Origin of the sequence: Neobacillus nitrireducens (assembly GCF_030915405.1) — a bacterium.
Lineage (GTDB): Bacteria > Bacillota > Bacilli > Bacillales > Cytobacillaceae > Neobacillus.
This window is the reverse complement of sequence record NZ_CP133262.1, coordinates 379,571-397,098: the sequence shown is the minus strand read 5'-3', so window position 1 is coordinate 397,098 and position 17,528 is coordinate 379,571. Positions and strand designations below refer to the sequence as shown.

General features: G+C 36.4%; 22 protein-coding genes and 1 pseudogene. 6 read left to right on the top strand and 17 right to left on the bottom strand.

Going from position 1 to position 17,528, the window contains the following annotated elements; all coding sequences use genetic code 11:
• Positions 1–126: 126 nt before the first annotated feature.
• Together RCG22_RS01860 and RCG22_RS01855 are read right to left on the bottom strand one after the other, a co-directional pair.
• Positions 127–1,704, bottom strand: coding sequence for an alpha-glucoside-specific PTS transporter subunit IIBC (locus RCG22_RS01860; protein WP_308105478.1), 1,578 nt, complete (start codon positions 1,702–1,704; stop codon positions 127–129).
• A gap of 215 nt (positions 1,705–1,919) precedes the next feature.
• Positions 1,920–2,912, bottom strand: coding sequence for a Gfo/Idh/MocA family protein (locus tag RCG22_RS01855; protein WP_308105477.1), 993 nt, complete (start codon positions 2,910–2,912; stop codon positions 1,920–1,922).
• Between the two features lie 671 nt (positions 2,913–3,583).
• Between RCG22_RS01855 and RCG22_RS01850 the strand changes: the two genes are divergently transcribed.
• Entirely contained in the window at positions 3,584–4,060 is a 477-nt protein-coding gene (locus RCG22_RS01850; RefSeq protein WP_308105476.1) for a hypothetical protein, read from the top strand.
• 311 nt (positions 4,061–4,371) lie between these two features.
• On the opposite strand, the gene RCG22_RS01845 is transcribed toward RCG22_RS01850, so the two are convergent.
• Positions 4,372–5,292: a coiled-coil domain-containing protein gene (locus RCG22_RS01845; RefSeq protein ID WP_308105475.1), complete on the bottom strand. Its 921-nt coding sequence runs from the start codon at positions 5,290–5,292 to the stop codon at positions 4,372–4,374.
• A gap of 421 nt (positions 5,293–5,713) precedes the next feature.
• Here RCG22_RS01845 and RCG22_RS01840 point away from each other — a divergent pair, with 421 nt between their 5' ends.
• Positions 5,714–6,004, top strand: coding sequence for a hypothetical protein (locus RCG22_RS01840; RefSeq protein WP_308105474.1), 291 nt, complete (start codon positions 5,714–5,716; stop codon positions 6,002–6,004).
• Positions 6,005–6,270: 266 nt separating this feature from the next.
• Here RCG22_RS01840 and RCG22_RS01835 read toward each other — a convergent pair whose 3' ends face one another.
• The 5 genes and pseudogenes from RCG22_RS01835 to RCG22_RS01815 all read right to left on the bottom strand — a co-directional run bounded on the left by RCG22_RS01835 (position 6,271) and on the right by RCG22_RS01815 (position 8,676).
• On the bottom strand, positions 6,271–6,558 hold the full coding sequence (locus tag RCG22_RS01835; protein ID WP_308105473.1) for a hypothetical protein: 288 nt from the start codon (positions 6,556–6,558) through the stop codon (positions 6,271–6,273).
• Between the two features lie 24 nt (positions 6,559–6,582).
• On the bottom strand, positions 6,583–6,867 hold the full coding sequence (locus tag RCG22_RS01830; RefSeq protein WP_308105472.1) for an AbrB/MazE/SpoVT family DNA-binding domain-containing protein: 285 nt from the start codon (positions 6,865–6,867) through the stop codon (positions 6,583–6,585).
• A gap of 278 nt (positions 6,868–7,145) precedes the next feature.
• A pseudogene (locus RCG22_RS01825) lies at positions 7,146–7,244 on the bottom strand (NlpC/P60 family protein); the annotation flags it as partial.
• Between the two features lie 38 nt (positions 7,245–7,282).
• Positions 7,283–7,816, bottom strand: coding sequence for a hypothetical protein (locus RCG22_RS01820; protein ID WP_308105471.1), 534 nt, complete (start codon positions 7,814–7,816; stop codon positions 7,283–7,285).
• 17 nt (positions 7,817–7,833) lie between these two features.
• The gene (locus RCG22_RS01815; protein WP_308107064.1) at positions 7,834–8,676 is read right to left on the bottom strand and encodes a bifunctional lytic transglycosylase/C40 family peptidase; all 843 of its coding nucleotides are present in this window, start codon (positions 8,674–8,676) and stop codon (positions 7,834–7,836) included.
• Between the two features lie 95 nt (positions 8,677–8,771).
• On the opposite strand from RCG22_RS01815, the gene RCG22_RS01810 reads away from it, so the two are divergent.
• Complete coding sequence (locus RCG22_RS01810) at positions 8,772–9,158, top strand: hypothetical protein (protein WP_308105470.1); 387 nt, start codon at positions 8,772–8,774, stop codon at positions 9,156–9,158.
• A 181-nt stretch (positions 9,159–9,339) separates the two neighbouring features.
• Here RCG22_RS01810 and RCG22_RS01805 read toward each other — a convergent pair whose 3' ends face one another.
• The 4 genes from RCG22_RS01805 to RCG22_RS01795 all read right to left on the bottom strand — a co-directional run bounded on the left by RCG22_RS01805 (position 9,340) and on the right by RCG22_RS01795 (position 10,425).
• Positions 9,340–9,726, bottom strand: coding sequence for an iron chaperone (locus RCG22_RS01805; RefSeq protein WP_308105469.1), 387 nt, complete (start codon positions 9,724–9,726; stop codon positions 9,340–9,342).
• A 136-nt stretch (positions 9,727–9,862) separates the two neighbouring features.
• Entirely contained in the window at positions 9,863–9,985 is a 123-nt protein-coding gene (locus RCG22_RS25385) for a TyrR/PhhR family helix-turn-helix DNA-binding protein (protein ID WP_374049458.1), read from the bottom strand.
• A gap of 3 nt (positions 9,986–9,988) precedes the next feature.
• Entirely contained in the window at positions 9,989–10,183 is a 195-nt protein-coding gene (locus RCG22_RS01800; protein ID WP_308105468.1) for a hypothetical protein, read from the bottom strand.
• A gap of 98 nt (positions 10,184–10,281) precedes the next feature.
• Positions 10,282–10,425, bottom strand: coding sequence for a hypothetical protein (locus RCG22_RS01795; protein ID WP_308105467.1), 144 nt, complete (start codon positions 10,423–10,425; stop codon positions 10,282–10,284).
• A gap of 166 nt (positions 10,426–10,591) precedes the next feature.
• Between RCG22_RS01795 and RCG22_RS01790 the strand changes: the two genes are divergently transcribed.
• Positions 10,592–10,975, top strand: a complete 384-nt coding sequence (locus RCG22_RS01790; protein ID WP_308107063.1) for a DoxX family membrane protein — start codon at positions 10,592–10,594, stop codon at positions 10,973–10,975.
• 134 nt (positions 10,976–11,109) lie between these two features.
• Here the strand turns inward: RCG22_RS01790 and RCG22_RS01785 are convergent, their stop codons facing one another.
• Complete coding sequence (locus RCG22_RS01785) at positions 11,110–13,185, bottom strand: sigma-70 family RNA polymerase sigma factor (RefSeq protein ID WP_308105466.1); 2,076 nt, start codon at positions 13,183–13,185, stop codon at positions 11,110–11,112.
• Between the two features lie 266 nt (positions 13,186–13,451).
• Here RCG22_RS01785 and RCG22_RS01780 point away from each other — a divergent pair, with 266 nt between their 5' ends.
• Together RCG22_RS01780 and RCG22_RS01775 are read left to right on the top strand one after the other, a co-directional pair.
• The gene (locus RCG22_RS01780; RefSeq protein ID WP_066255405.1) at positions 13,452–13,676 is read left to right on the top strand and encodes a hypothetical protein; all 225 of its coding nucleotides are present in this window, start codon (positions 13,452–13,454) and stop codon (positions 13,674–13,676) included.
• 320 nt (positions 13,677–13,996) lie between these two features.
• On the top strand, positions 13,997–14,761 hold the full coding sequence (locus RCG22_RS01775; protein ID WP_308105465.1) for a DUF3891 family protein: 765 nt from the start codon (positions 13,997–13,999) through the stop codon (positions 14,759–14,761).
• Between the two features lie 167 nt (positions 14,762–14,928).
• Here RCG22_RS01775 and RCG22_RS01770 read toward each other — a convergent pair whose 3' ends face one another.
• The 4 genes from RCG22_RS01770 to trxA form a co-directional block, all read right to left on the bottom strand.
• Positions 14,929–15,147, bottom strand: coding sequence for a helix-turn-helix domain-containing protein (locus tag RCG22_RS01770; protein ID WP_308105464.1), 219 nt, complete (start codon positions 15,145–15,147; stop codon positions 14,929–14,931).
• Positions 15,148–15,157: 10 nt separating this feature from the next.
• Entirely contained in the window at positions 15,158–15,643 is a 486-nt protein-coding gene (locus RCG22_RS01765; protein ID WP_308105463.1) for a DUF2975 domain-containing protein, read from the bottom strand.
• A gap of 323 nt (positions 15,644–15,966) precedes the next feature.
• Positions 15,967–17,091, bottom strand: a complete 1,125-nt coding sequence (locus RCG22_RS01760) for an NADH-dependent flavin oxidoreductase (protein WP_308105462.1) — start codon at positions 17,089–17,091, stop codon at positions 15,967–15,969.
• 110 nt (positions 17,092–17,201) lie between these two features.
• Positions 17,202–17,516: a thioredoxin gene (trxA, locus tag RCG22_RS01755; RefSeq protein ID WP_308105461.1), complete on the bottom strand. Its 315-nt coding sequence runs from the start codon at positions 17,514–17,516 to the stop codon at positions 17,202–17,204.
• Between the last annotated feature and the right edge of the window lie 12 nt (positions 17,517–17,528).

Below are 17,528 nucleotides of genomic sequence, written 5' to 3'. Positions count from 1 at the left end.
TAGTGTATAAATATTTCTTTAAGGTTAGTATACTGCGATTTTTCCTTCATCGTAATAGTTTGGAAAGATGATGGGAAAGGTTTCACTCATTGGGAGATTTCTTTAACCTTCTTACATCCTATTTTACTATCGAACACTTTTAATCTTTTCTTCTATTTTATCTCGAACTTGACCAACTGAGAGTCCAACTATTACTTGGATCGCTTGTTTATTCCGAACTAAGCCATGTGCTCCATGTTTTCTAAAAACTTGTTCACTTTCTAGTTTTTCAGGATCTTTTACTGTAACACGTAATCTCGTTGCACAGTTTGTAATATCTTGAATATTTGCAGCGCCACCTAAATCTGCTAAAAAGTATTCAGCTAATTGTTCAAAAGAACTGCTTCCACCTGTATTTCCTAATTTCTTCTCTTTGTAATCTGCTTTCGTAAATAACTTGCTTTCTACATCATCAGACTCCCTGCCTGGCGTCAAAATATTAAACTTAATAATTAGATATCTAAATAAAACAACATAGATAACGGTAAATCCTAAACCAATACCTATTTGAAGCAGCCAAGTGGCCCAGTGATTTTGCCATGTACTTGCCCAAGTGATTGAGAAATCAAGTAAGCCGTATATAAAGTTACCTGAAACACCAAAGGCATACATAATTGCAGTCATTAAACCAGCCAAAATAGCATGAATTAAAAATAAATAAGGAGCAATAAACAAGAATGTAAACTCTATTGGTTCTGTTATTCCTGTAATTACTGCAGTAAATGCAACAGGTAAAATTAATCCAATTGTTTGTTTTCTTTTCTCTGGTCTACTTGTAATGATAAGTGCAATTGCTATGCCCAAGCATCCAAATACTTTGGAATTCCCAAACAAGGTAAAACCACCCTGAGGAAACAACTCTGTCATTGATTTAGTCGAATTTGCAAACTCTGCTACATGAGAAAACCAATAAGCTAGAAGTCCCCCATTTACTGCAGCCGGTCCATAAGCAAAGGGCTGCCAGATAAAATGGTGTAAACCAGTTGGAATCAGAATTCTTTCTAGAAAACTGTAAAGCCCTACACCTATAGCTCCAGATGTTTTTAATAGCCCTTGAAGTGAAAAAATCCATTCTTGAATATGTGGCCAGACAAGACAAGTTAAAAGTGCTACTGGTATCATAACTAAGAATCCTACTATCGTGACCAAGGCACTTCCTTGGAAAATTGCTAAAAGGTCTGGCAATTTTTTATCATAAAAGCGTTCATGAAGCCAGATAGTAATTCCTGCAATAATTAATGCACCAACCATACTCGTATCAAGCGTTTTAATACCTGCTATACTTGCTAATCCGCTATATCCGCCTACATCCTTAGAGAAATCCACACCAAAAGTTGAACCAGATGTAGATAATAATGAGTTGATAAATACATTAAAAAACATATAAATAACGAAAGCTTCCAGTGCAGCCCTGCTCTTTGATTTCTTTGCTAAACCAATAGGTAAACCGATAACAAATAAAAGGGGAATATTTTGAAATACAACGTAACTCCCATCAAAAATTAATTTCCAAAATGCATACCAAATGGTACCTTTAGCAGCAATACTTCCAACCATTTGCTCATTTAATAAAGTGTTACTGAGTCCTAGTAACAATCCCATAGCTGGCATAATCATTACTGGAATAAACATGGCTCCACCAAATCGCTGCAATTTCTGCATCATAATGAATTACTCCTTTTTAGTTTTTATAAGAAAGCGCTATCTCTAGAGCAATTATAGAGTTGCATGATGATTCTAACAATCACTTAACAATAACTTGGGAAAAGTACCAGACAATGAAACAAATGAGACTAAGAAAATTGAAAATAACTTTTAGGATTAGCCCTTGATTATTAATAAAAAAATCCCTTTAGTTTAAACTGAAGGGATTACTCGTACTATTTATTTATCCTATCCGCCGGAAATTCAAGACCCATCTGTTTCCGCGCTTCTTCTATGATTCTCATAGTTATCATGGAATGATTGTGCGAATTGATACTTGATTCTATCTGACCAGCCTTAATTAAATTAATAAATTCTTTGGTTTCATAATACATTGTGTTGTTAGATTGTGGGTAGGTAATATCTTCTACTCGTCCATCTCGATAACGAATTTCTACTTTTTGTGGTTGATTGATATTATCTATAATAATGTTTCCATTTTCGCCTTGAATTTCAGAAGGAATATTCGAATCCGTTATTTTTGAATACATAATTACTGCATCCATATCTTTATACTTCAGCAATAGACTTCCTTCTCCGTCTATACCCGAGTCAAGCATCAACGCATTGGCTTGGACACTAGATGGTACGCCAAATAATACAACCATTGGATAAATACAATAAATACCAATATCCATTATAGAACCATTTGAAAATAAAGGATTGAATGCATTTAATATTGTTCCTTGCTTGTAAGCATCATAACGAGAAGAGTATTGACAATAACTTGCAAAATATCGACGTATTTTTCCTATTTTATGTAAATTTCTGTAAACACTTTGAAAATTAGGAAGTAACGTTGATTTTAATGCTTCCATTAAAACAACTTTATTACTTTGAGCAACTTGAATCATCGTTTGTAATTCTGTTGTATTGGAAGCAATGGGTTTTTCACAAAGTACATGTTTGCCATACTTCATAAAAATTATAGCTTGCTCTGCATGAAGGGCATTTGGACTCGCTATATAGACTGCATCAATTACATCGCTTTTTGCCATACTTTCCAAATCCACAAAAATATTCTGTATATTATATTTCCTAGCAAATTCTATTGCCTTTTTCTCTGTCCGAGAATAAACAGCAGTTAAAGAAAATTCCTTTAGAGCACTTGCATCTTGAATAAATATGTCCGTTATTAGATTCGTCCCGATTACTCCAAATCGTATCATTTTTCTTCCCTCCAATGGACCTTTAGTCGCAACATTTCCAACTATCGCTAATTTAAGTATTACTTAGTCCTAGTAACAATCCCATTACGGGGATAATCATTACTGAAATAAATATGGCTCCGCCAAATCGCTGCATTTCTGCATCATACTAATCATTTTTTCCTCTTAAGAAGGCGCTATCTATTAAACCATTATAAATTTGTGTAATTACTCTAACAATTACTCATAATTAACTGGGGAAAAGTTTCAGATATTGAATCAAATGATGTTGGGGAAATTGACCATATTTGTAAGGCTTAACATTCTAAACGAAAAAAGATAAAAGGTATCTCTATTTTTTATCTTTTTCAATATTATTAATAAGGGGGAGCACTTTTAAAATCATATTAAGCAACAAAGTAGATACACCCTCTCTCAAATACAGAAGGCATCATTAAAACAATTCCTTTACATAAAAAAAGACCCCAGGATTCAGGGCGTTAAATAAGGTTGAGTTTTTGAAAAGAAGAGTATATCATCGCTTAGAACCTAGGATTATTTAGCCATTATGAAAGACTATTAATTCCTTAGCATAGAAAAAGTCGACTTATTTTTGGCTTAGCGTATGTTTTTCGCGTTTCGTTGGTAGGACCCCATAACTGATAAATAATATCTAAAAAGGGGGGAAAGGAATGGTTCCTAATCTGATCCGAATAGGACTAATAATTATTTCATGGATTTCGATTATCTTCTTACCCAAAAGTGCATTTCGTAAATATTTGCCTGTTTCCATCTTTTGTTCCTTACTTGTTATTATCGGATGCTTTTTATCCTATAGGTATAGGTGGTGGAAGGTTAAAGGAGGCATCCCAGAACTTATTTTTATGGATTTAAGTTTTACTTACGGTCCATTTTTTGCTGGCACCATGTGGATCTTCTATTTAACGTTTGGCAAATTTAAATGGTACGTTCTTTTCAATGCATTCTTTAATTTACTTCTCTCGTACCCACTTACTCACTTTTTCCAAAAATATAACGTCTATAAATTGGTTAATTTTAAGCGTATCCATCTTTTTATCTTTTACTTTGGATTTGCTTTTATCATTTATGGATACCAACTGCTGATAGAGCGTTCCAGAAAAGTATTTGATTGGTCTATTGTTAAATAATAAAAAATATTAAAAGGAAGGAGCTTGAAAACCAAGCTACCTATTTGATAACAGAATTATCTTTCTCGACATATTTCCGCCAATTTATTTTACATACCTTATAAAATTAAATGGCCCTTTAACGGAAAAACTCTATTGTCAATCAACAATTTCTTAATCCACTTTCAACTTCATATATTCTTTTAAAAAACCCCTTTAGTGTACCAATCCAAAGGGGTGTCTGTTGCATAACCTTCTGGTAGACGCTGTTGTAGAAAATCACCTAACGCATCTTTAAGGAGAATAAAAAGGGATGAAGAAATTCTCCACCCTTACTGCTCTTTTTGGTTATTTTGCCTTTTAGGTTTGCCTTCGCTTTCTTTCATTTCAAATTTTTCATACAAGCGAGCAAGTTTTTCGTTATAGGATTCATGTATTTCTTGTAATTTAGCTTGATAATTCCGTTCCACATCGATTAAAACACGCTCTTTTTCCAACTCTTTTTTGTCGGTTAACTGGGTTAACTGGTTATTAAAGTTAACCTTTACATTTTCCATTTCTTTGTTATGTTCTTCGATTGCTCTTTCTAATTTGTCTTGCGTTTGTTCAATGACAGCTGCTTGATCGCGAGATGTAGATTTTAATACCTCAATAGACGAAATCATACGACTTTCTTTTTCTCCAAACGCAACTTTCATTTGTTCTTTTTCTGCTAAGTGGTTCGCTTTAATCTCTGCATTCTCAGTAGCATATCCTTTGTATTCATTTACCAGTGACGATAAGGTATCAATCTTTTCTTTGTATTCTTGAATCAAAGCTTGGTTGTTATCATTTGCTGAACGAAAGCTTTCCAGCTGTTCGGATAATTCCTTTTTATCACTTTCTGTTTGTTTGGACTCTTCCTCTAACCGTTTTAATTCCTCTGTCAGCTTTTTCACATTACCCTGAAGCTCTGTAATGGTTAATTCTCTACTTTCCAATTTATCTTCTGATTCCTTCACTGCATCCATTTTCATATATTCAGCTCGCTGAATCATATTAGCGATTAATTCATAAATCCGGGTAGTGTGCACTTCTAATTCTGATAGATCTTGCTTGTAATCTCCAACACCCTCTTTTAAGTCTTGGACTGCTACTACTGCTATGGCCTTTTCAAACCATGCTTTAGCATTACCGCCTGAAACATCAATCATATTTTTTACTTTTTCATGTAATTCTTCACTAACTTTAACTCCAAATGTTTTATCCGACATTCCTTCCACTCTCCTAATAAAGTTAACCCCTCAATACAAGTATATCATGAGGTTAACCATGTTAACTATTGTTAACTAAAAGAATGTTTTCTGTTTCACGGTAATTTTTAATGAGTTTCTAGAACCTTAGGAAAGCATTTAAAAAAGAGTACCCATTCCTAATGGGTGCCGTTATGAGGTGCAAAATGGGAAATATCACAGATAAAGGGTGCACCATATCAATGTTTTGGATCGGATACTATATATAACTCCCTGTTAGCACAACAAAAAAAGACAACCGCAGCGATTACTACTTTAATACTTGCGTTTGTTAACTTAATAAGAAAAATTTGCCACAGCAGCCAAATCTATTCACAAATTTATCGAAAGGTATTTTCCCACTTACTGACGAATTGGTTCTTTATCAGGGAGGAGTGGTTGTGTGAAGATATTAACGGTTCCAAGTGCTAAAGAAGAAATTAGACGTTTGCAACACTTTGTTCAAGTTGTCGAATCCTATGAGGCAGAGACTTTGGAAAGATGGATAATAAAAGAATATGCATATACGAGCAGCATCCGAGAAGTGGTTCTTCGTGGCAATAAAAAAGGATTTAAACATAATGGATCAGATTTAGACTTTGATTATGTAAGAAGTGTTATTGCAGCAAATCCAAAGGATGAACTACATAAATTAATCAAAGGTAACTACAGAATGAGACTGAAAGGGAGATAACTCTTGGTTATTCAAAAACCGAAACAAATTAACTAGGTCAGTCTTGAAGTACAAAATTCAACTTACTAGAATTACAGTATTATTATCAATGGAATTAACACATTAATTAGCATAAAATGCACAGAGCAAAAAACTCTATGCATTTTTCTTTATTTTGCTTCTAGAACTAAAGCGACCTTTTAGGCTTAGTGACAGGGTTCTTGCTGTAGACTGCAAAGTAAACTTGGAGAAATACTAAAATGCTATCTCAAGGCGATAATGTTGTTTCATGTAGGGTTCCCGTCATAGTCCCCGGTAATTTCAACTTCGGCATCAAACAGCGCTTCGTCTTTGTCAGGATTATCGGGGTCAATATATGTTCTACACTTGGCGTAGAGCCAGATGTTCATTGGGCGATTGTTGATGATTTCGACCTCATCAAAATCAAAATCAGTATTCTTATGCAAGTATTCCTCTATAATCTCCTGTAGGTCTTGCTCATTGATCTCCAATTTCCGTTCAATGAAACCTTCCTTGCTGTAGTACTTTATTGGATATACATTACGGATTGCCATTATTTCACCCTCTTTCAATCTCAGTTAAGAAGGGACTGCTATTTGCTTCTTAAGCTCTTGCAGCAGTATTTCTGCGCCCTTAGGGCTTAAAACGATCTGCCCGTTACCGTATTTTTTATTCTCGTTGGTAACTTCACCAGTCAGCATGCAAGCCATATTAGGACTATATTTCTTTAAAATAATTTGTTCTCCATCAACAAAAATTTCAACAGGATCTTTCAGTTCTAAATCTAAGGATCTTCGAAGCTCAATCGGAATAACAATTCTCCCCAATTCATCAACTTTACGTACCATTCCAGTACTTTTCATATTTTCCCACCTCTATAATTTTATATTTCTTTAAAATTGCAGAAACGACTTTAATCGCATGATTTAAACAATCTTCTACTTTACCTAAACATAGTAACCCAATGTCTACTGAATGAAAATCTTTATAACGGAACTTATAGTTTTCAACTATAAATGGTATCTACAACATTCTCAAACTTTTAAATTCATTACTTCTACATTCTTTCAATATTTAATTTTAAGAAAAAAGCAATGATGATACACTTTTATAAACGTTTCACTCGCCCATTAAACTTCTTTTACCGATATCCTTTTGACATATCGGCGAAGGCAACCCCTGTATTCGTTTGGGATCCAATAAACTTCCCATCACCGACATATATTCCGACATGACCATCTAGCACACTAAGATTCTTTGAAGGACTTTCAATTAAATTTATTCCCGACCTGTTAATTGGCCGATAAACTCAACATCATCTACCTTCCAACCTTTCCCCTCCACATGGATAAGAGAGGTTTTGACAATCACCGTTTCTGTATTCGTAACACTATTAAATTCAGTAGAAAGTTTAAACTCATTAAAAAATTCCGCTTCCGTTTTGGAGGACTGATATTCAAAAGGCTTTAGCCCTACCATAGACGACTTGACGGATTCCTCCGAATCTGGAAGTTCCGTTCCTGAAGGGTGGGTTGCCTTATAGCCTTGATCGGTCATGAGTGGTTTTATTTTCTCATATCGTTCAGCAGTCGTTTGATAGGTGAAAAACTTTTCAAGGAACTTCAGATTCACTTCTAACGCATCTGTATTTTGAACAGAAGATAAGGTTTTTATCTGATCTTCGTAATTTCTTTGATTCGCTTTGACTTCCTGCAGCTGTGACCGTAAGCTGAAAACATACATAATAACCAAGACTGCTGCAACAAATCCCATCATGAGCAAGATAAAATTTTTCTTTTGGGTTGGCTCCATATCTTGCACCCCCCTTTCTAAATCCGTCTAAAACCTAAGAAGGGATATAATTTTTTCCATTCTTCCACCGAAGAATAAGAAGTACCATTACCGCCATTTGCATTGATGAATTGACCATTCCCTACGTACATGCCAACGTGCGAGGCCCCAGGCTTATAGGTAGAGAAAAACACTAAATCCCCGGGTTTTACTTGATCTTCTGGAACTGGTGTTGTTTTATTGTACTGGGATTGAGCAGTGCCGTATAGATCAATGCCGATCTGTGCAAACGCATATTCCAAGAGACCTGAACAATCAAAACCTCCCGAAGCTGGTGTCCTTCCCCCCCATACATAAGGTAGGCCAAGGAACTCTTTCATAATATTATGGACTTCCTCCACATCAAACGATTGAGTACCATCACCAACAACTACTATACTGTCATTTCCAGCATGATAATATCGCATCACATGTTCGACATAATTTACGTCACCATATCGGGACCAACCCATTTTGTCAGCCATCATTTCACTAAATTGAATCGCTACTTCTTTGGAATAGCCTCCACGCTCTAATGCGTAATGGGTAAAGCCATTTCCAAAATTGTAAGATTGTAAAGCTAGGTAAATATCGCCTTTGGCTTGCTTCATCACTTCCGAAAAATATTTCACTCCGATTTGAATCGAATATTCAGGGTCGGTAATGGTTCCTGGAGGAAGTCCAATCGATTCGGAAGATTGCATCACATCCAAATGTCTTCCTCCTGACTCTTGTTGAATGAGAGCCATGATAAGCCCTACATACTCACCAACCCCATATTCCTCCGCATATTTCCGTATAAGAGGTTCATAGTTATTTTTATTGAATAAATATACTGAAATATTTTAAACAGCAGACAAATATTATTCATTTTTTTAGTTTGTCCACACCTTCCAATTTATTCCTACATTTAATGTATAAATGGAGGTGAAATGATTTGAGTATAGAAGACGTTATTTCAATTGGAGCAAATTGTATTGTTCAAATTAGAAATCGCTTTTTTCTTTTAGTAGAAATTGAAGTGGAAGCAGGGAATGTTGCATTCGAGGAATTCGTGTTTATTCGTATATCACGACAAGAGGCCCGCACCTTATTGGATGCAGGAGTCCATCGTTGTGAAATTACAACTAGCGTTCCAAGATCGGATGGTGTAGAAGTAGAATTTATTTGCATCTTGATTGTAGACGGTGAGGCATTTGCAGTATTTGATGTTGAAAATGCCACGGACGAAGCAGTTCTTGTCGAAATCCCATTAGCAGCAGCACGGCGCTTAATCCGCAGAGGTGCAAGAGAATGTACTGTTATTGACAGATTGCAACGCTAAGGTTTTTAAAAAGAATGAATAGAAGGAAGAGGACTATTACTATAAAATAGTCCTCTTCCTTCTGTAATGAAACTATATTTGTTCTCCTCAATTAATATTAATCCACAAAAACGCCCTATCCGAAATTTCATTTGTTTTCATCCATATTCTTGTACATTCAAAGTTGTTTTAATAAATGACTTTACTTTTGTTTCACTTTTCCTGTTGCTTTCCTTAGATTCTCAGCAACCCTATATTTTACAATCTCACGGATTAATTCATAGGGGATGGGCTTATCTAAGGGAAACTGAACAGAGCCTTTGGCACTTTTGTATTCCAATAAATCCTGTTGAAATGCCGCGATTCCACTAGGAGTAGGGTAGAATCCGATATGGTTTTTATACGCTGCAAAATGGACAAGATTTCCATGTAAAACAAAAGTGGGCATTTGATAACTGATTTTTTCTGTTGCATCTGGTGCAGTTTCCTTGATCACATTCCTTAACGTCATTAGAATTTCCTGGACTTCAAGTGGAAATTGTAAGATGTAGTCATCTATCGTAATAAATTTGCTTTTGTTTTCTTCCATATTAACTCCTTTTGAAAAGAACTTGGAGGCGGTACATTGTATCGGCTCTTTACTTGCATTATTTTACCTATTTCTCTCCTTAATTACCACACTTAAAACCATAAGAACCGTCACTGTGGAGCTCGTTCAAGTTTTTTTATTCGCCTATTTGATCATTTAAATTATATTTTTTCAACTTCCTAATAATAGTCGTTTGATTCACTTCAAGAGCTTTTGCGATTTTTCTTGAGGATTGGTATTTCTTTAATGCATGACGCAGGATTTAAGCCTGGAGACATCCAATGCAAGCATCAATGCTATTAAGTTCTCCCCTTATCGCTTTATTAGGCATTTGGGGGTCAACGATTAATGCACGGGTCATTCCGACCATATCAGCTTTACCGGTTTTTACGATCTGTTCCGCCTCGATAGTGTCGACGACACGAGTTCCAACAAATACAGGGACAGCACACGCCATTCGAATTTTAAAGGCATGAAGTGCATTAATGTTTCATTGGAGACCCCGGTGCTATATGGGTAGAACCTGAATAGGTACTTGAATCCCCTGAAGTCACATTAATAAAGTCCACTCGAACTCTTTCCACCGTGAAAAAGTTGCGCAAATACCTTTGTTCCATACTGATGCAATTGTGCTGCCATCCCCGAATAAGCAGGGATAACCGCCTTGTCATACCCAGCAATGGTATGACTGGTCAACATCCCAGATGAATGTACGGCAGCCGCTTCAAGTATGACAAGGAAAGGATTGGATTTTAAAAAAATGAACCTTTTATGCATCATAGTGATGCATAAAAGGTTCAAAAGTAAAAGTGACATGGTATTTTATTGTATGTTAGTTTTTTGAAATGTCTGTCCCTCTGCTTGCATAAAGATAGACAAAGGGGGGATTTTTATTTTATTTACAAATAAACTTATTAGACTGACTGTTGCTTATGTCTTTATTACCTCAGCACTTATGAAATTAATGGGTACCGAATTAACGAATCATTTTCTTGGATTAGGACTGCCCTATCCCCGGATGATGTTAAAGCTTATCATTTTAATAGAAATAATTTGCGGAATTCTACTATTGGTTAATAAAGCTGTAAAAAATGCAGTTGTACCTTTAATTGGGATTATAATCGCAGCCCTCCTCTTAACAAAGGTTCCCTTGCTGCACACCGGCCTTCTTGCATTCGCTTTTGGTGCTCGTTTAGACATAGTTATGTTAGTTTTGCTGGTTTGTTTATACAAACAATATCCTCGCTGATAGCTGCGCTGCATCCGAAAAATCTAATTTTGGGTGGCCGTTAAACACAAAACTTCCCTCAAACATCAGTTTGAGGGATCATTTAAACTAACCCGATTAATTCTGCATGTTGAAGGAACTCTCTTCTTAAAATGTCAGTCCAACGAAATTTTAACCACATCATCCAAATATTTCATGGCATTATATCCAAAAATCTCTAGCTTTTTAGGAATTACTTTCTCTCCAGTATTGATACCTTCTAACTTCATTCTTTGAACGGTTATAAAAAAACGAGGCTGCTCGATTTCTTCATAGGCGACTGGATTTACATTCATATCGTATTCAGTCCCGTTTTTATCAACAAGTACTCCTTCAGTATCCATTTCTATAGAATTAGATTCATTTCCATCCTCACCCAAAATTTGGAATTGAAGCGTCTCATATGCTCGATTCTTCACTTCATGGTCGCTGATAACAACATTGGTAGTCTGTCCAACTTCCACCTTGTCGATGGAGATGGTGCTGCCCGCATATTCAAAGGTTTGAGGATATTCCTTAGAGGCATCCAGTTCAATGGTTTTATGGTCTTCAAACGCTAATTGAACAGATTCAAATTGAACGTTGACCTCTTTTGGTTTTTCTCCAAAAAGTGGGTCAAAGTGGGTTTGAAAAGTACTCCAATTCATGTCTTGACTTGTATCTAAATACGAGATGCCGCCATACAAATCAGATTTCATTTTCTTTTTGTTCACTACTAAATTATCAAAATTTAAAGCTTCTATCCGCTTCTCTGACTGCTCAATATTAATACCATATTGCAAAACCGTCGCTGTTGGAGCAATGGTTAGTTTATCAAATCGAACCGGGATTCCCTCGACTTCTGTTTCTTTACCCAATGCATATTTGATAGAGGGCTGTTTGGTTACAGGAATCTCAAAGTTCCACTCCCCTGTTTCATTTTCCACGTTCTCGTAAGCCGTAATACGATTCCGGTCAGAGGAATCACGAATCAATTTCTGAAGCTTTGTGATCTTTAGTTTGATTGTCCCGTTATCTTTCTTGAGTGGCAGCAGACTAATTTTCCCTTGATACAAATTCTTTTCCTTTTTATTTAAATCGGATTTAAGGTCAGGTGGATAGTACCTTGGATTTCCTTCAGGGCTCATGATTTCATATTGGTTCTCCACCGAAACTCCATCATCATAATTCATTACATATTGATTGGGTTCATCTGTATCTTCAATTTCATAAAAAACAAGCGTCTGAACATCATCAGCAATCGCACTCTTGATCTTAATTTTCACTCCATTACTTTCCGATTCCAGATTCAGCCTTTCACCCAAGTCCTGTTGAAGAAAGCCACGTAATTCCGGATCTTCTTCTGTCCAAGTATAGTATAGTTTGGAAGAGGTTCCCGTAAAAAAATCGATTCCTATTAATAATGCGAATACACCTGCAATAAAAAGTCCTTTTCTTAATCGTTTCTTATTCTTCTGTAGTCTAAGCTTTTCCTTTTCTGCCACCCTATCTCTGACGGCCTCCATAAAACCAGGTGGCACTTGCGTATTTTCCAGCCTATCAGAAAGATTTAACAGGGTTAACATAACATCCTGAAAGGTTCCCAAATCCTCCTGACAGTCGTGACAATGATAAATATGTTTTTCTAAATCAATCTTTTTCGGCCGATCTAGGTTTCTTTCTAAGTAATCAATATAAAACTTATGATACTCTCTACAGCCATGAAAGGTTAATCCATCCCCCATTACTTTTCTAAGTGACTGGATTCCGGAAAACAAGAGCTCTGTCATCTTTTCCACTGAAATTTGGAGAATGTGAGCCACTTCCTCCTGAGAAATCCCTTTTACATATGTAAGGAATATCGCTTCTCTCTCGGACTCATTCAATTGATCAAGTGCATTAAATAAATCCTTTTGTTGTTCACTTTCCTCTGAAACTTGTAAACTTCTATGAACAGAAAGCTCACGGCAGGTATGTATAAAAATGGATGTAACCCACGTTTCGAATGTTGTTTCATTTTTAAATCGAGGCAATTCCTTTTGGACTTTGATAATGGAACGGTAAAAAAGCTCTTCCATTTGCCGGTGATTCCTAAGATAGGACCAACCAAGTATATAGAACGATTGTTTTTGAAGATCGAACCAATCGACGATGGATGCCACGCCTTTTTCTCTTATCAACGGGATTGAATGGGAATCTATTTTTGGAATCATAAAAGTGTACCCCTCTTTAATGTCAAAATTCCTTAACAGTTCCTTATTCGACAATTTACTTATATTTCCTCCCTATTCATTCTTGTATAGATTAATTTCTTACATTTATTGTGATATAGGAACGGGCTCGCATATGAATGTCGAAATTTGACGAAAAATATCTCTTCTATGTATTCGCTTTCACTTGGTAGTTTTATCATAAGAATATTACAAATTTTTAATGTTTTTTAACTATTCATTTTTTAACACAAAGGGGTGTAATAGTAATGCTGCAGGGGAATACGGGGAAAAACAGGGGGAAGGGATTAAAGATCGAAACGGTTCAATTAAGCATCGACGTTCCACGTCATATAAGAGATGATTTTCGGGACTCAGTAGAAAAAAATGGAAAGACGATGAATGATGTTTTAAAGTTATATATTCAAAAATACATTTGGAAACAAGGAGAATTACAGAGAAATAGGCAAAAACGACGCGAAGAATTAGGATAATCTGCTAGCCAACACTGCGAACTTTCGCAAGTAAACAATAATCTTCCGGAAAGATTCTTTCCAAAATAAATCACTGAGGCACAACTACTTCCTTTAAGCAGTTGTGCCTTTTTTAGAGCAGAATATGTTGATAAACTTATTGTTAGAAAGCTCCTCTAAAGGGGCTTTACTCCCATTAGGTTAATTTGTATCTATATTTTTGGAGGGATATTCATAACGAACCATTTTTTACAAAACTGTAATGGTCTGACCCTTAAGTGGTAAATATTAAACAAGAGAGTTAAAAAAATGTAGTTTTGCAAAGAGAGGATTAACAAAATATGATTATTGTTGAAAGGGAACATAGCTATTTCATGGTTACTCAGAATGATCACGCCAAAATTGCAGGGGATATCGCCCGAAACTGTAAAGATGATTATTTTTTTGATCTTACACGAACCCAAGAAGTGCAACTGGCGATCCAAGAACATGACAGAGGTTGGATTGACCTGGATACGTCTCCTGTATGGAATGATAAAACGGAAAAGCCATACTCTTTTATCGACTACCCGATCGTGCTTAAAATTTCTTTTTATAAAAAGGGATTGAATGAAGTTGAAAAAATGAGCAAGTATGCTGGACTGTTATGCAGTTTACACTATTCATCATTTATTCAGGATCCTACAGAGCCCGAAGTCAGGGAATTTTTGAATGAAGAAAAGCAAAGACAGGAGCAGCTTTTAAAGGAATTGCAAATAGTGGGAAACGAGAAAATGAATGAAACTTTAATGTACCACCTGGATCTGTTAAAATTTTGTGATTATCTTTCCCTGTATATTTGTTTAAATGAACCTGGAGATAATAAAAAAATACATCCCTTTTTCCAAAATGGATTTCCACAGTTATTTCCATTTGTTGCGGACAAACCCATCGTTGCTCATTGGAAAAACCAAGAAACGGTTTCGCTCTCCCTCTCCCCTCTGAAAGGTGAATTAGAAGTAGAACTTCCTTTTTGGGCTGTAAGTAAAGACCAAATAGAGAAACTCGGTATCCTTGATGCCTACAAGGATACCCCTGTTACTATATGGAAGATAGCGTTTAAATAGGTGAAAAGCCACTGTGCAAACATTGCTAATCACATCATATTTTTTTGTCACTAATATCAATGAAATTCTCAGAGTAAATAACATCAATAAACGGAAAGAAGGGATAGCTTAATGACTATCCCTTAAATTCTCTATCGACTCCCGTTAAATAAATTTGTTGTCTGTTTTTATTGAGTGTCTTCGTCGCTTTTGTACTCCAAAATATCAGCTGGCTGACAATCCAAATTCTTACATATCGCTTCTAATGTTGAAAAACGAACCGCTTTTGCTTTCCCATTCTTCAGAATAGAAAGATTCGCCATAGTAATTCCAACCCTCTCCGAAAGCTCCGTTACGCTCATTTTTCGTTTTGCTAACATCACATTAATATTAATAATAATTGCCATATTCTCCACCTCAGACCGTCAAATCATTTTCAGATTTTATGTTAATCGCTTCTTGTAGAAGCCGTTGGAGGATAGCAGCAAAAACGGCGATAACCAACGAAGCAAAAATGATGATGAGTCCCATTAATCCAATAGGAGGGTCAACTTTCTTCGCTATAAAATGAAAGAGTGGCAACCCTAATACATACAAACCACTGATTGTAATCGCACAGCACTTTATGTTCTTTAACGCCTTTACAGATAATTCCGAGAACGCTGTATTCTCGGCAATGTACCGTAAAAGGTTGAAAGCCTGATAGAGAGCAAAGTAGAAAGGCACAGCTGCTCCGTACATCACGATGAAAAGGAGGTATTTCATCGGGGCAATATTGGGATACAATTTTGCTGCAAAATTCGCCATACGGGGTACTAAAAATATACATAAAGCAAGCACTGCAATTCCAACCAGAAAAATAATTACCTTTAAGAAAATGGTTGAACCTCGTTTACCATTCATTTAAAACACCTCACTTATTTAAAGACAACATGATTTTATCACACGATTTATCGTTTTACAATAAATTAATATTGTTTTCTACTATATTATTATTGGTTATTCCGCTCAGTCCCAATCCACTCAAGAAACTTTTTGTCAAAGGATGTTACTTAAAATAATTCAACAGATATATATATACAAAAAAGACATACGACATCATTGACGATTTCGTGTGTCTTTTTAAGTATTTTTTAATTGTTTATACTCCAAAAGTGAACACTAATAAATAGAAACTCCCTCTTTTATCGGAGGGAGTTTCTATCTTGTTAAAGTATTTAACCGATCTATTCTATTCCCGGAAACCACCCTGGCCTATTAATAATTACCTGCCAAAGGGGATCAGGTATTTCCAGTTCATGCTGATGATTCTTGTTTATTTTGGTGACAATTTCAGATTCTCTACCTTGTTCTACTTTTTGTACCCACTCAGGATCAATAATCAATTCACGCCCCAATGCAATTAATGGGACTCCAGTTTCCAGTGCTTCTAAGGCATCATTAGCTGAATAAATGGAACCGACACCGATAACTGGAACCCGGTCACCTACGCGCTCTTGAATGACTTCAAGTCGTGAACGTGTATCCTCCACTCCTCTTCTTGGCGTAGACCTGAAATCCTGCAATGAAACATGGAGATAATCAAGGTCTTTTTCTGCAAGTGCATCTATTAATACTAGTGTGTCAGCCATGGTGATACCAGGTGTTTCAGCTTCCTCAGGGGAAAAACGATAACCTACCAAGAAAGGCTCCTTCGCATATTCAGCTACCACTCTCTTGACTTCATCAACAAGCGCCAACGGAAAAGTAAGTCGTTTCTCAAGCGTGCCACCCCAGCGATCATTCCGGCGATTAGAATGAGGGGAAAAGAATTGCTGAATCAGGTACCCATTGGCACCATGTACTTCAACACCGTCATAACCTGCTTCAATGGCTCGTCGTGTGGTCTCTCCAAAATCACGAATAATCGATTCGATCTCTGTTTCAGTCAATGCCCGGGGAACGGTTTTCCCTTCACCTTCCATAGGCACTGCACTAGCACTTACCACATCACCATCTACTAATTCAGGTGGAACTTGTCGTCCGCCATGGAAGATTTGCAAAATCGCTTTTGCCCCATTCTCTTTAATCGCTGATGCCACACGACGCAAACTTGGTATCATCTCATCACGGTCTCCAGCAAATTCGCCATGAAATCCTTTTCCATTCCTGGTCACATTGGTACATGCGGTTATGACCATTCCAACACCATTGGAACGTCGTTGATAGTACTTGACCTCCGCATCTGTGACGTTCCCGTCCGGATGGGATGACCAATTTGTCATCGGTGCCATGACAATACGGTTTTTTAATTGGATCCCCTTTCTTATCGTATAGGGCTCAAATAAGGGTGCATAGTTTTCATTTAACATGTCTTTATTCCTCCGCCTAGTTCATTAGGTAAAGTAGGCAAAATTTTTCTCTGCCCACTGACAACTTCATTCTATAGTTTACCGTTTCAATCAAAGCAAATTCCTTCAGATTAAGAGTGCTTTAATATTAATTCTGTTAACGCATCTTTTGGTTGGAAGCCAATCACCTTATCTACTTCAACACCGTCTTTGTAAAGAATCAACGTTGGAATACTCATGACACCAAATGATTGGGTTGTTTCCGGGTTCTCATCAACATTCAGTTTGATAATCCCCACTTTATCGCTCATTTCAGCATCGATTTCCTCCAACACAGGTGCAATCATTTTACAAGGGCCGCACCAAGGAGCCCAAAAATCTACCAAAACCAATCCTTCTTTGATTTCTGTAGCAAACGTTGTATCTGTTACGTGTGAAATAGCCATTATATATTCCTC

Excerpts from the sequence above, each read along its gene's own strand:
- RCG22_RS01795 (WP_308105467.1), bottom strand. The coding sequence starts at position 10,425 with ATGTTGACCAGTCATACCATTGCTGGGTATGACAAGGCGGTTATCCCT.
- RCG22_RS01850 (WP_308105476.1), top strand. The coding sequence starts at position 3,584 with ATGGTTCCTAATCTGATCCGAATAGGACTAATAATTATTTCATGGATT.
- RCG22_RS01800 (WP_308105468.1), bottom strand. The coding sequence starts at position 10,183 with ATGGCGTGTGCTGTCCCTGTATTTGTTGGAACTCGTGTCGTCGACACT.
- RCG22_RS01780 (WP_066255405.1), top strand. The coding sequence starts at position 13,452 with ATGCTGCAGGGGAATACGGGGAAAAACAGGGGGAAGGGATTAAAGATC.
- RCG22_RS01770 (WP_308105464.1), bottom strand. The coding sequence starts at position 15,147 with ATGGCAATTATTATTAATATTAATGTGATGTTAGCAAAACGAAAAATG.
- RCG22_RS01805 (WP_308105469.1), bottom strand. The coding sequence starts at position 9,726 with ATGGAAGAAAACAAAAGCAAATTTATTACGATAGATGACTACATCTTA.
- RCG22_RS01820 (WP_308105471.1), bottom strand. The coding sequence starts at position 7,816 with ATGGAGCCAACCCAAAAGAAAAATTTTATCTTGCTCATGATGGGATTT.
- RCG22_RS01775 (WP_308105465.1), top strand. The coding sequence starts at position 13,997 with ATGATTATTGTTGAAAGGGAACATAGCTATTTCATGGTTACTCAGAAT.
- RCG22_RS01835 (WP_308105473.1), bottom strand. The coding sequence starts at position 6,558 with ATGGCAATCCGTAATGTATATCCAATAAAGTACTACAGCAAGGAAGGT.
- RCG22_RS01855 (WP_308105477.1), bottom strand. The coding sequence starts at position 2,912 with ATGATACGATTTGGAGTAATCGGGACGAATCTAATAACGGACATATTT.
- RCG22_RS01765 (WP_308105463.1), bottom strand. The coding sequence starts at position 15,643 with ATGAATGGTAAACGAGGTTCAACCATTTTCTTAAAGGTAATTATTTTT.
- RCG22_RS01845 (WP_308105475.1), bottom strand. The coding sequence starts at position 5,292 with ATGTCGGATAAAACATTTGGAGTTAAAGTTAGTGAAGAATTACATGAA.
- RCG22_RS01830 (WP_308105472.1), bottom strand. The coding sequence starts at position 6,867 with ATGAAAAGTACTGGAATGGTACGTAAAGTTGATGAATTGGGGAGAATT.
- trxA (WP_308105461.1), bottom strand. The coding sequence starts at position 17,516 with ATGGCTATTTCACACGTAACAGATACAACGTTTGCTACAGAAATCAAA.
- RCG22_RS01760 (WP_308105462.1), bottom strand. The coding sequence starts at position 17,091 with ATGTTAAATGAAAACTATGCACCCTTATTTGAGCCCTATACGATAAGA.
- RCG22_RS01785 (WP_308105466.1), bottom strand. The coding sequence starts at position 13,185 with ATGATTCCAAAAATAGATTCCCATTCAATCCCGTTGATAAGAGAAAAA.
- RCG22_RS01860 (WP_308105478.1), bottom strand. The coding sequence starts at position 1,704 with ATGATGCAGAAATTGCAGCGATTTGGTGGAGCCATGTTTATTCCAGTA.